Annotated in this window: 11 protein-coding genes; 7 read left to right on the forward strand and 4 right to left on the reverse strand. The window is 57.1% G+C overall.

What is annotated here, in order from left to right:
• The first annotated feature begins 25 nt into the window (after positions 1-25).
• Both PSH73_RS12155 and PSH73_RS12160 read left to right on the forward strand, forming a co-directional pair.
• Positions 26-805 carry a helix-turn-helix domain-containing protein gene (locus PSH73_RS12155; protein ID WP_198792108.1) on the forward strand — a complete coding sequence of 260 codons (780 nt, stop codon included), beginning with the start codon at positions 26-28 and terminating at the stop codon, positions 803-805.
• Positions 789-1,415, forward strand: coding sequence for a hypothetical protein (locus PSH73_RS12160; RefSeq protein WP_305462601.1), 627 nt, complete (start codon positions 789-791; stop codon positions 1,413-1,415). Before PSH73_RS12155 ends, PSH73_RS12160 begins: the two co-directional genes overlap by 17 nt.
• Positions 1,416-1,823: 408 nt before the next feature.
• Here PSH73_RS12160 and PSH73_RS12165 read toward each other — a convergent pair whose 3' ends face one another.
• The 4 genes from PSH73_RS12165 to PSH73_RS12180 form a co-directional block, all read right to left on the reverse strand.
• Entirely contained in the window at positions 1,824-2,765 is a 942-nt protein-coding gene (locus PSH73_RS12165; RefSeq protein WP_057959773.1) for an AraC family transcriptional regulator, read from the reverse strand.
• Positions 2,766-2,791: 26 nt separating this feature from the next.
• Positions 2,792-3,625: an oxidoreductase gene (locus PSH73_RS12170; RefSeq protein ID WP_120733044.1), complete on the reverse strand. Its 834-nt coding sequence runs from the start codon at positions 3,623-3,625 to the stop codon at positions 2,792-2,794.
• A 931-nt stretch (positions 3,626-4,556) separates the two neighbouring features.
• On the reverse strand, positions 4,557-5,822 hold the full coding sequence (locus PSH73_RS12175) for a low temperature requirement protein A (RefSeq protein WP_198792109.1): 1,266 nt from the start codon (positions 5,820-5,822) through the stop codon (positions 4,557-4,559).
• A 126-nt stretch (positions 5,823-5,948) separates the two neighbouring features.
• Positions 5,949-6,875, reverse strand: a complete 927-nt coding sequence (locus PSH73_RS12180; RefSeq protein WP_169990119.1) for an AraC family transcriptional regulator — start codon at positions 6,873-6,875, stop codon at positions 5,949-5,951.
• A 479-nt stretch (positions 6,876-7,354) separates the two neighbouring features.
• Between PSH73_RS12180 and PSH73_RS12185 the strand changes: the two genes are divergently transcribed.
• The 5 genes from PSH73_RS12185 (at position 7,355) to PSH73_RS12205 (ending at position 12,729) form a co-directional block, all read left to right on the forward strand.
• Complete coding sequence (locus tag PSH73_RS12185) at positions 7,355-7,972, forward strand: hypothetical protein (RefSeq protein WP_120733046.1); 618 nt, start codon at positions 7,355-7,357, stop codon at positions 7,970-7,972.
• A gap of 144 nt (positions 7,973-8,116) precedes the next feature.
• Positions 8,117-8,575, forward strand: coding sequence for a (2Fe-2S)-binding protein (locus PSH73_RS12190; protein WP_029290699.1), 459 nt, complete (start codon positions 8,117-8,119; stop codon positions 8,573-8,575).
• An 11-nt stretch (positions 8,576-8,586) separates the two neighbouring features.
• A complete protein-coding gene (locus PSH73_RS12195) occupies positions 8,587-10,773 on the forward strand; it encodes a xanthine dehydrogenase family protein molybdopterin-binding subunit (protein ID WP_198799397.1) in 2,187 nt (728 codons plus the stop codon).
• A 2-nt stretch (positions 10,774-10,775) separates the two neighbouring features.
• Positions 10,776-11,759 carry an XdhC family protein gene (locus PSH73_RS12200; RefSeq protein WP_120733050.1) on the forward strand — a complete coding sequence of 328 codons (984 nt, stop codon included), beginning with the start codon at positions 10,776-10,778 and terminating at the stop codon, positions 11,757-11,759.
• Positions 11,749-12,729, forward strand: coding sequence for a GTP 3',8-cyclase MoaA (locus tag PSH73_RS12205; protein ID WP_120733052.1), 981 nt, complete (start codon positions 11,749-11,751; stop codon positions 12,727-12,729). Before PSH73_RS12200 ends, PSH73_RS12205 begins: the two co-directional genes overlap by 11 nt.
• Positions 12,730-12,749 lie beyond the last annotated feature (20 nt).

Here is a 12,749-nt window from a genome sequence, read left to right on the forward strand (position 1 = left end):
AATCAATAACCCAATGAGGCCACTCATGCCAGCTGCCTTGATTTCCCCCGCCGAGGCGTCCTCGGCCGAGGATCCGTTGATTGTTGCAGTGATCCGCAAGGAGCTTGAACCACGGGTTACCGAGCGCCACTGCCATGCGCGGGGCCAGTTGCTTGGCGCAACGTCGGGCCTGCTTTCGGTGGATGCCGGTACCAGTCAGTGGGTGGTGCCCGCGACACATGCCGTGTGGATCCCGCCCAATATCCCCCACGGCTTGCGTTCCCATGGGCCGTTTGCCGGGTGGAGCGTTTACGTGAGTGAACTGGCGTGCATTGATTTACCTGAAACGCCATGCATCCTTGCAGTGTCCGGGCTTTTGCGAGAGGTAGTTGCCCGTGCCGCCGGGTGGGGAGCCAAGCCTCTGGACCAGGCGCAGTCGCGTTTGGCCGGTGTAGTGCTTGATGAAATACAGACTCTGCCCCGGGTGGCCCTGGGTTTGCCGATACCTCAGGACGCCCGGTTGCGCAAGATTGCCCAGGCGCTGTCGGATCACCCCGATGACGAGCGCGGCCTGCAGGCCTGGGCGACCTGGGTGGGGATGGCACCGCGCACGCTGACACGGCGCTTTGTGGTGGAGACCGGTTTCAGCTTTACCGAGTGGCGTCAGCGGGTGCGCCTGCTAAGGGCCCTGGAAATGCTTGCGGCGGACATGTCGGTCACCCGTGTGGCCCTGGAATTGGGCTACGAAAACGTCAGCGCTTTTATTGCACTGTTTCGTCGCACGTTCGGTGTTACACCGGGTCGCTACTTTGCAAACTGCCTTTGAGGCCGGGCGCGCCCTAGCCGGGATCCGATCCAATACGAGCGACCTGTCAGATTCCGTCACGGCCTACGCGGCATGGGGGCCGCGCGATGGGAGTGACAACGCGCTGATCAACTCCAGCACCCTGATCAACAATGTGGGTGACATCAGTTCTTCGGCGAGTAGCTCGACCCGCAGCGGCACCCAGCAATCCGGTGAAGTAGGCCTGAAGGGCAAATTCCAGACCGGGCCTGTGGGCCACGCCTGGACCCTCGCTACCACCCGTTTCACCTCCGACAACAGCTTCAAGGACGCCAGGGCCGGTATTCCCGGTACCACCCATTTCGACAACCTGGACTTTGGCGACACACCGACCTTCCCGGGTTATGGCGTGACCACCTCGCAGACCCGCGCAACCCTGGGCAGTTATGCGCTTGCCGATACCCTGTCTTTCGCCGATGACCGCGTGCAATGGACCGTGGGCGCCCGCCGCCAGCGCGTGGAAAACACCACCGAGAACTTCGGTGACCGGGCGTCGAATGCGTGCGACGCTGCTGGCTATTTCGGGATGAGCTCAAGCGCCGACGTCACGAACCCATCCGGGCTCAAGGGCAATGGTTCACTCGGGTGGTAAGTGGTTACTTCAATTACCACGCGGTGCCAGGAAACTTGAAGCTATTGAGTGGCTTCAGGAAGGCCATATGCCGATACTGGCGTCAGGCTCTCGGGCGACGCAGCCAGCGAAATCGGCTGCAATGGTCTAGCTTCGGGTTGCTCACAGATCACTACATACCGAGCCCAAAGAATGCACACCCGTATCCTGAGGATCGCTTCGCGTCACGCACCCAAGGCAGGAGCCGTATGCGGTAGTTCCGCACGTACGGATCTGTGCGGGGGGTGGCAGGCAACTGCCATCCCTGCCGCGACCTGTTCATCTATGCGGCCGCAGATGTGAAACTTCACTCGTCCGCTGTGTCGGCAGTCACGCCATCCGCACGTTCCCAAGCCTACTGGCGACGGGCAAGACAGGATTGTTTGGAACTCAGTGTGATGACACGAAGGGCGACGGGATTGTCGGTGCCGGCAACGCATAAGCCTGCTTCATCCACGCCACCTCCGCTATCGGCGTGCGTCCGAAGAGGCGCTTGAAATCGCGGCTAAATTGCGAAGCACTTTCATACCCCACCAGAAATGCCGACTTGGCCGCTGTCAGGTCGTTACGCAGCATCAGTAATCGCGCTTGATGCAACCGCGTCGACTTGAGGTACTGCATAGGCGAGGAATCGGTCACCTTGCGAAAATGTAGATGAAAGTTAGGCACGCTCATCTGCGCTTCCTGGGCGAGTATTTCTACATCCAGATGCTCGTGGTAACAGCGGTGGATTTTGTGAATGGCGCGCGTCACCTTGCCGAACTGACCCTGCTGGGCGATAGCCGCGCGTAGGGTGCCGCCTTGTTCGCCAGTGAGGATGCGGTAGTAGAGTTCGCGCAACATCGCTGGCCCGAGGATTTGCGCGTCGGTGCAGTCGCCCATGACTTCCAGAAAACGCAGGGTCGACTGGCGCAGCGGTTCGTCCATGGGCGAGGCGTACATACCCATAGGTTGAGCCACGCGGATGTTCCATACCTCATCTACCTGCTGAATCAGCTCGCCGGCCAGATTGAAATCCAGACGTATGTACACCGCCAGCATTGGCTCCGCCTCGCTAGCGTCGGTCTCCATTGTAAAAGGCACTGGCACTGAGACCACCAGATAATGCTGGGCGTCATAGATGTAAACTTCATCACCCAGATAGCCGCGTTTCTGCCCCTGACAGAGGATGACGATGCCCGGTTCATATAGAACCGGCGTGCGCTTCAGCGGCCGGTTGGAACGCAGAAAACGCACATCATCCAGCGGACTCAGGTTGTAACCCTCCAGCGGTGCAAGCTGGCCCATCAACTGCACCATACGCGCAGTGCTCGGGTTCTTGGGTTTCGGCATCGATTGCACGTTCTCCACTTTTATGCTCAGCCGTCCGTGGAACAGCTCAGCGCTTCCCATTGCTCAATACTCTCCGCCGTCCGGTGCAACTTGTCACGCACCAGAGCCAGGGCGTCGCTGCCCAGCAGCAGTTGAGCCGGCGGGTTAGGGCTGGTGATAATAGTCATCATGGCGCGTGCGGCTTTCTGCGGGTCGCCCAGTTGAAGGCCGCTTTTTTCCTCACGTGCTTTTCGCACCGGGTCGAAAGTCGCATCGTAGTCACTGATGCTGCGCGGCGTACGCTGCATCGAACGACCTGCCCAGTCCGTTCGGAAAGACCCCGGCGCCACGGCCGTTACAAAAATATTGAAGGGTGCAAGCTCCTTGTTCAACGTATCAGAGATGCCCTCCAGGGCAAATTTGCTGCCGCAGTAGTAAGCAATACCTGGCATGGTGATATAGCCACCCATGGACGTGATATTGAGGATATGCCCCGCCCGTCGCTGGCGAAAAAAGGGCACAAACGCCTTGGTCATCGCCACCGCGCCGAATACATTGACGTCGAACTGACGGCGCATTTCCTCCAACGACGACTCCTCGAAAACCCCTTCGTGCCCATAACCCGCGTTGTTAACCAGCACGTCCACCGGGCCATACTGATCCTCAACAGCGGCGACGACGGCGTCGATGGCATTAAAGTGGGTAACGTCCAGCACCACGCCATGGGCTCTCTCAGGCAAGAGTGCCTGGAACGTTGCCAGAGAGGATTCGCTGCGAACAGTGCCGATCACTCGATGGCCCTGAGCGAGAGCTTCTTTAGCCAGGGCCTGGCCAAAGCCGCTACTAACGCCCGTGATAAAAATGGTTTTGTCTGCACGCATGGGGCGCACTCCTGAATATATAAGGTCAGGCTATGCTAGGGCGGGGAGTGGTTGGGAACTATGCCTGATTCGATTTTAGTATTGCCTGATTCTATCGGAGTGATCGGCGAGCAACCTGAAATCTGGTGGCAAAAAACGAGGCCAAAGGAAAAAAACGACGGGCTTATTTACCTGCTCTAATCTCTGCTTCGTGTCGCGAGTGGTTTTTCGGTAACGCTGATGTGCATGCGGTCTGGCCGAAGGTGCCCATGAATGTGAGAGTGACAATGCATTTGGAGTGCTGTCAGCCATCAGCCTGGATCATTGGCCTATCCGCCGAGTGAGCCGTAAGAAGGTCATCGTGATCGAGGCCAGAGGGTTGAGAGATTGGCAATGTATGACAGGCGGAATCTCCCTCGCCTTGAGGGCAATCAGTCCGAACAGGCCGATCCCAAACGATTCCCTTGGGTAGTGCGCATGCCTGTAGCGGGGGTGCTCCAGCCGGAAATCGTGCACCGATGATTTCGCTAAAGTTCTCTTGGCGCTTAGCGACACACTGATGCTTAGGCAAGATTGCGGGCAGTGGGGGCATCCTTTTCAAACCATCCAAAGCATGCCCTCAGATTTGCCCCCAATGTAGCAATCCACTGGAAGTGAATGAAGCTCCATGGTCTGTGAAAAGGCAAAAATGATCAGAAGAACTGCCTGTCCTACGAGTCTTAAAGACTCTCAGGATCCCCAAAAAACATTTTGACTTGGCTCTAGGACGGTGTTTCCAGGTCGAACGAGTTTGTTTTTGCCCCCACTCGCACCGAATACGCGAATGAACGCGAAGGGCGGCTTCCGACGAACTCCAGTGTGGCAGTGGCTGGTACTCAGTGTTTTTCTCCCGCGGGGATCGTTGCCTCCAGGCCCGAGCTGTTGAGGTAAGGAGTCGAAAGATAACGCCGACTTACGCGGTCTCCGCTAATCGTTCACTGAGCATTTCTCCCTGGTGACGATGCCCTAGAACCTCGTAACCGACTACTGTGATGATAGGCGCAAACATGAGCACGACCAGGCAAACTACGATACTCACGCCCAATATCGCCGCGCCGATCGCGATCGCGATGACCACTACGGTCGCTAGTAAGAGCCATACATGCAGCAGGTCAAAGTGGCGCACTAGAAAATAATGAAGCGCGTAAATCAGCCCAAGAAAGATCGCAAGCGGAATAGCTGTGGCGAGCAGAGCCGGTAGCACTCCAATGTGGGCTTTGTTCTCGATAAAGTTCGCCGCGACGTCCAGTCCCGCACCCGTTGCGACAATCGAGGCAATAATCAGTATTTGCCCATAGCTCCATACGAAAGCGCGCGAGCGATAAGCGTGCAGCACGTTAGCCGATGGCAGAATTGAATAGACCCACCACATTCCAAAGGTGATTCCGACACCTGCAACGCAGGCCAGTGCCGTTTCAGCCGTCCATCCCACATGCTCCATTTCCGCAGACAGGGCTGCGACCGTCCCCACCAACCCTTCGCCCAGGGCAATAATTGCGAACAAGCTGTAGCGCTCTGCAATGTGCTCCGCGTGCCACGGCGTGCCGCCGTCCCTGCGTTCCGCCAATATCGGACCTGCAAACTCGACTAGAAACCACAAAAAAAACAGTGTGATGGTGACGTCTATCGAAAGAGGAAAAATGAAAAGTGCTATCCAGCCGAGTTGCGCCACCGCGATCGCGACAGCGTAAGTGATGCAGGCGCGGCGCCTTGAAGGGTCTTGTTTCGCTGCTCGCAACCACTGAAATATCATCGCAATGCGCATGATCACGTAGCCCAGTACCATAACTGAAGCATCCAGCTGGTGACCCTCCTCTATTGAGGAGAACAGCCGTGGCAATCCGATCGCCAGCACGAGGACACCAGCCATCTGCACCATTGTGGTAATGCGAAAAATCCAATCGTCAGTATCGTAGGCTGATGCGAACCACGAGAAATTGGTCCAAGCCCAACAAATGCAAAAGCTCGCGAATCCGAACCCAATCAATGCAGTGGAGTAGTGGCCTGCTGCCAATGCATGTGCGAGTTGGGTAGCAGCAAACGCGAAGCAGGTCGCGAAGGTCAGGTCGAACAATAGTTCGAGAGACGAGGCAACGCGGTGTGTTTCGTGCGGATCGCGCCCGGACATCCGCCGTAGGTGATGGTGAAGAGCTTTAGTAACAGACGCCGATGTGCTCATGCGTGATCCCTCGTTGGCAAGCGCCATGTATCAAAGGTGGTTTGAAAAGTTATGTTCAACGTGACTCGCATAGGTCATTTCGCTTCCCGCGCGTGACGCCACAAAGAGGTTGGCTCAAGGAGTCGGCTATTCAGACACGTCCGCGTCAAGACGCATGCGCCGAATATCGCGCGAAGGGGGCGAGCCAAACAGTCGCTTATATTCCCGGCTGAATTGCGAGGCGCTTTCGTAGCCGACAAGGTTGCTGGCTTCGCCTGCGTCGAAAGCCTGGTTCAACATCAATTGCCGAGCCTCTTGCAGGCGCATTTGCTTTTGGAACTGCAGAGGACTCATACCGGTGATATCGCGAAAGTGCTGACGGAACGTTGATGGAGTCATGTGCGCGTGAGCGGCCAGGTCATCCAGATTCAAAGCTTGTTTGAAATTCTTCCTGAGCCAGGAAAGGGTTTGGGCCATTCGCTGACGCGGCGTGCCATCGGCAATGATGTGGCGAAGTTGGGAACCTTGGGGACCAGCTAACAAACGGACGACGATTTCTTGCTGAAGCAGTGGCGCAAGTGGGCTTACCAATTGCGGCTCGTCCAGTAGCCGTACCAGTCGCAAAAACGCATCGAATAAAGCAGGCTCCAGCTTGTGGACAGAGATTGGCTCATAGGCGGTCTCGGGCGAAGACGGCAACTCCATCTCATAGGCCACTTGCGCAATCTGGCGAATGTCCAGCTTCAGCATCATACCCAGCAGTGGTTCGCTGCGAGATGCCCGCGTGACGTGGGCAGTCACTGGCATGTCGAAAGTCGACAGCATCAATTGGCCAGGCCCGTAATTGTGCACCTTGTCGCCGACCATGATTTGCTTGTAGCCCTGGGTAATGACGCCTATGCCCAGGTTATAGATGCAAGGCATCGGCTCGCTAACGCCATGACGGCGATGCATCGTCAGCGCGGGAAGCGCTGTAGTGAAATCACCGTCCGTGCTGGCAAAGCGCTGAATCGCGGCGGACAACTCTACTGCCTGAGGGACATTTGCGGTTTTAGATCCCTGATCGCCGTGCATTTGGTAATTTCCTTAGCTAACCAAACGGAAAATGGTAGCAGCAGGCGCCACTGGAAGTTGCAGCCCCCCTGAAATTTCCGTCTTTTAGGTAAAAAAATCTAAGAATCAGGCAATTTGGTCTTGGTGTTAGTGCAGTCCACTAGATGCAAGCCATGCCCGACCGGTGTTGCCTGGCCGTCCAGCATCGCAAGATCATTCGCCTCCCGCGTCCCTAATTGCCGAATCCGATTAATCAGGCAAGTAATCATAACTTTTGTGCAAACAGTCGAGACGTTGCTCACCTACTCTTAAGCATCTGCGTGGACAACAAAGTGGTGATTGCATCATCAGAAATTGCGCCGTGGGTTATCCATTGGCTGTCACCGGATCAATCAAGAGCGGCGCAAAAAGATGCCGCCTGAATAACCTGGCATGTTCTGGAGAAAGTATCCACCAAGCCGTCTGTCCAACACCGTGAGTTCGCCTGAAGGACCTTTATAATGAAAATAGGACTGATCGCATTATTACTGGCATTGCCTATTTCGGGCACGGCACTGGCTGACAGCGCAGGCAGTTCCATGCCTCCGGCAGGTAGTGTCAGTAAAGCCGAGGGGTTAAAGGCTTGGCAGCGGATTGAAGCCGTGGTGACTCACCCGCGCTGCGCCAACTGTCACGTCGGCCCCAACAATATTCCAATGTGGACCATCGCCAGTGAGAACAAGACCCGCCCGCACGGCATGAATATCCACGCGGGTGACTCTCGAATAGGCGTTGAAACAGTGTCTTGCGTTGCTTGTCACGCAAGTTCGGACACACCAAACGTTGCCCCCAACATGCCGCCGCATGTGGGCCTTCCCTGGCAGCTCGCCCCAGTGGCGTTCGAGTGGTTCGCAAAGACCGGCGCGGAGATTTGTACCCAGTTGCGCGACCCCAAGCGTAATGGGGGCCGTGATGCCGCTGGCCTGGTTGAGCACCTTCATCATGACGCAAAGATAAAGGGCTTTATTCCCTGGGCCTGGGTTCCCGGACCTGGGCGCTCTACACCGCCTGGCAGTTTCGAGACGCACGTGCAGGACATGACCGTGTGGGGTGCTGCAGGCCAGCCTTGTCCCGAATGATGAACATATTGATGTGCTGCCAAACAGTTTTTGGCGAGCGATCTGCGAGTGTCTGGCATTCGCCCTTTAAACAGCCTTCGGGCAAACGCTTCGCAAGGCTGGCCTGGCGCCAGCCATTTAAACACCTACGGGTCGGAGGATTTCATGATCACGCTTAATATCAATAACAAGGACCTGCGTGTCGACGTTGCCCCCGATACGCCCCTGCTGTGGGTGCTGCGCGATAGTTTGCAGCTTACCGGTACCAAGTTCGGCTGCGGTATGTCCCTGTGCGGGGCGTGCACTGTTCACCTTAATGGTCAGCCCGTCCGCTCTTGCGTTACACCTGTCTCGGCAGCAGTCGAGGCGAAGATCGTCACGATTGAAGGTGTCGGCGAGACCCCGACCGGTAAGGTAGTTCAGGAGGCCTGGCAACGGCTCGACGTGGTGCAGTGTGGTTACTGCCAGTCAGGTCAGATCATGAGCGCTGTGGCTTTGCTGCAAACCAATCGCTCACCTTCAGATACCGACATCGATCGAACAATGGGTGGCAATGTCTGCCGCTGCGCAACCTATGTACGCATTCGCGCGGCCATCCATGATGCTGCCAAGTCGCTGGCTTGAGCAACGAGGTAATGAATATGATCCGGTCTATCGAGAACGAAAGTCGTCGCCGCTTCCTCAAAGGTACAGCAGGCCTCACTTTGGCCGTTTATATGCCTTGGTCGCTGGCTGACAGCACCGCGCGCGCGGGAAAGAAGGAGGGAGAGTTTGAACCCAACGCTTTCTTGCGCATAGGCGAAGATAATGTCGTCACCGTCATCTCCAAACATTTGGAGATGGGACAAGGCGCTTACACTGGTCTGGCCACTTTGGTTGCTGAGGAGTTGGATGCAGACTGGGCGCAAGTCCGTGTTGAAAGCGCCCCGGCAGAGTCGCGTTACAAAAATTCGCTATTGGGTATTCAAGGTACCGGTGGCAGCAGCTCCATCGCCAACTCTTGGGAACAACTGCGCATGACCGGAGCTACCGCTCGCGCCATGCTGGTATCGGCCGCGGCTTGGCTGTGGAAAGTGCCGGCGCAAGAAATCGAAGTGGTAGATGGGGTACTGCGGCATGCTGCGTCGGGTAAGCAGGCAACATTCGGCCAACTTGCCAAGCTCGCCGCCGATCAGCCGGTCCCGGCCCAGGTCAAGCTCAAAGATCCCAGTGCATTCAAACTGATCGGTCGGCAGCAGTTGGCGCGTAAAGACTCGGCTGACAAGGTCAATGGCAAGGCGATCTATACCCAGGACATTCACTTGCCCGGCATGCTAACGGCTGTGGTTGCTCATCCGCCGCGCATTGGCGCCAAGGTGAAATCCTTTGATGCCAAGGCGGCGCTTGCCATCCCTGGAGTGGTACATGTGGTGCAGATCCCCAGCGGCGTCGCTGTTGTGGCGAAAGACACCTGGAGCGCAAAGAAGGGGCGTGACGCAGTAGCGATCCAGTGGGACGAGAGTGGTGCGTTCAAGCAAAGCTCCGAGCAGTTGTTCAAGCGCTACCGTGAGTTAGCCAAAACGGAGGGTACGGTTGTCCGCAACGATGGTGATGTTAATACCGGTCTTGCGGGCGCAACGCGTACGTTGGAAGCGGAGTACGACTTTCCCTTTCTTGCCCACTCGGCCATGGAGCCGATGAACTGCGTGGTCGCCCTGACTAAGTACGGTTGTGAAACTTGGCATGGTGCGCAAATGCAGTCACATGTGCAGACGGTGTTGGCCGATCTGTTCGGCCTGGAACCGGAGCAGGTTCGGGTCCACACGCTTTACGCCGGTGGCAGTTTCGGCCGGCGGGCTAGTAAAGATGCTGATTACGTTTTGGAAAATGCCCATATCGTCAAAGCTATCGGTGGGAAGGCGCCGGTAAAACTGGTGTGGTTACGCGAAGACGACATGCAGGCCGGCCACTACAGACCGATGTACCATCATCGCCTGACTGCCGGGCTAGATGAGCAAGGCAAACTGGTGGCCTGGCAGCACCGCTTGGTCGGTCAATCCGTGTTCGCAGGATCACCTTTCGCTGCGTTTATTAAGGATGGCATCGACTCCACATCGGTAGAGGGAGGGTCGACGCTTCCTTATCGAATCCCCAATCTGCGTGTTGATCTGCATACCCCAAGCGATATTCCAGTACCCATACAGTGGTGGCGGGTAGTGGGACATTCCCATAACGCTTTCTCCACTGAGTGTTTTTTTGACGAGCTCGCTCAGATGGCGGGACAGGATCCAGTGGCCTGGCGCCTGGCAATGCTCGAAGGGCATTCACGTCACATCGAAACGCTCAAGTTGGTGGCGCAAAAGGCTGCCTGGGACACGCCGTTGGCAGCTGGCAAGCAGGGTGAACGTCGTGGCCGGGGAGTGGCTCTGCACGAAGCCTTTGGCTCTGTGGTGGCGCAAGTGGTCGAGGTTACGGTGCAAAGCGACGGCAAATTCAAAGTGGACCGTGTGGTTTGCTCGGTGGAATGCGGCATTGCGGTCAACCCGGATGTAATCCGTGCTCAGGTCGAGGGCTCCGTTGGCTTCGCTCTTTCAGCGGCCATGCACGAAGCGATTACCTTGACCGACGGTAAGATTGATCAATCCAACTTCCATAACAACGAACCGCTGCGCATCTATGACATGCCTAAGGTCGAGGTACATATAGTGCCGTCGGCAAGCCCGCCAAGCGGTATCGGTGAGCCGCCCGTTGCGCCTCTCGCGCCGGCGCTGGTGAACGCCTTGGCTGCGGCGACCGGCAAGCGTATTCGGCGCTTGCCTATCAGTGACCAGTTGTCGGCTTGACCATGCAGCATTTGGACTTGCAGGTTATTGAGCAAGCGTTGACCTGGACCCGCAGTGGCGAGGATGTTTGGCTGTGCACAGTGCTCGCCACTTTCGGGTCCTCTCCGCGAGGGCCAGGTTCCTGGCTCGTGGCCCGCAGCGATGGGCGCTACGTTGGCTCACTGTCGGGTGGCTGTGTCGAGGAGGATTTCCTTGAACGCTTGCAGGAGGGTGAGTTCGGGGATCGTATTCAGGTCGTGCGTTACGGGGATGCCCACGGTGGACCACGGGATTCGCGAATCACTCTGCCTTGCGGTGGAATATTGAAAGTGCTGATCGAGCGTCTGCCGGCCGACCCGGCGACACTGGACCAGTTGGAGATCATGCGTTCGACACTGCGCGGGCAGCGCCATCTGCTGCGTTGTGTCAACTTAAGCAGCGGCGATGCCCGTTTCGAGGTCGACGACGGCCTTGGCCCGCGGGTAGTTGAACAGGTCGAAAGTGAAATCGTGCATTTGCGGATCGGTCCGGCTGCGCGCCTGATCATCGCAGGTATGTCGCCGGTATCGGTGGCGTGCGCCGAGTTCGCCCGCACGCTTGGTTTCGAAGTCATCCTTTGTGACCCACGGGAGGAAGCTCTAGTAGGTGTCGAGCTACCCGGCATAGAGGTTAAAACTATCTTGCCGTCGATGTTCATCAGTGCCGGCGGATGCCATGCTGCCACTGCCGTAGTGGCGCTGACCCATGATCCGCGCATCGACGACTTGGCGATGATGGAGGCTGTAGGCACGTCGGCCTTCTACATCGGCGTCATGGGTTCGCTACAAACCTCTAAGCTGCGCGCGGAGCGACTGCGCCGTATCGGGAGGTTAAGCGACAAGCAAATTGCTCGACTGCACATGCCGATAGGGTTGTCCTTGGGCAGCAAGACGCCTGCCGAGATCGCACTGGCGGTGATGGCGGATATCATTCGAGTCCAGCGTGGAAGGTCACGCGATGCGCTCTGAACCGATCGTCGATGGGCAAGGGCGGCGTTTGGGAAACCTGCGTCTGAGCCTGACCAGCGCATGTAATTACGCGTGCATCTACTGTGTGGCTGATGGCAAACGGCTTCAGGCTCGCAACGATAGCTTGTCGCTGGACAAGTTGTTGCTGGCGGTGGAATACCTGAAAACCGTAAACCCACTGGGGCGCCTGAGGATCACCGGCGGCGAGCCGCTGATCAGCCCTTTGTTCGATGGCTTTCTCGGGGCAGTAGGGCGGCTGGGCTTCGAAGATGTATCGCTGACCAGCAATGGTCAATTACTGTCGCGCAAGCTTCCTCTGTTATTGGCGGCTGGCGTCAAGCGTATCAACATTTCGCTCGACACACTGGATGCAGAGGCTTTCCAGCGCATCGCCCGGGGTGGGGATCTGGCCACAGTACTCGATGGCATTGACCAGGCCCTGGAGGCTGGTTTGCAGGTAAAAATCAACATGGTGCCGCTTCGTGGGCACAACCATGATCAGATCTTACCTCTACTTGAGTACTGTCTGGCCCGGGGGGTGGAATTGCGCTTCATCGAGTTGATGCGCATGGGGCATCTGGCGCGCGATGATGAAACTTTTCGTCGGCAGTTCTATGGCATGGCCGAGATTCTTGAGGTTATCGGTCAGCACCATCCGTTCAGCGCAGTACCGAGTGCGCCCAGCGCCACGGCATTGCGCTTCAATATACCGGGGCGAGGTGACTTCGGCGTGATCGCCAACGCCAGCGCGCCTTTTTGCTGCAGTTGTAACCGAGTGCGCCTAAGTTCGAGCGGGTGGCTGCATGGGTGCCTTTCCTCCAGCCAAAGCCATTACTTGGGCGATGCCCTTGAACTTCCACGCGATCTTGCCTTGTCACGTATTCGCGAATTGTCGAGGCACGCCTTACTGGACAAACAACCGACTCATTTCACGGGCGACCTCATGATCATGAAAGTCATTGGTGGGTAATAAGCAATGATCCCTGAAAC

Source organism: Pseudomonas sp. FP2294 (assembly GCF_030687625.1).
In the GTDB taxonomy this organism is placed as follows: domain Bacteria; phylum Pseudomonadota; class Gammaproteobacteria; order Pseudomonadales; family Pseudomonadaceae; genus Aquipseudomonas; species Aquipseudomonas shahriarae.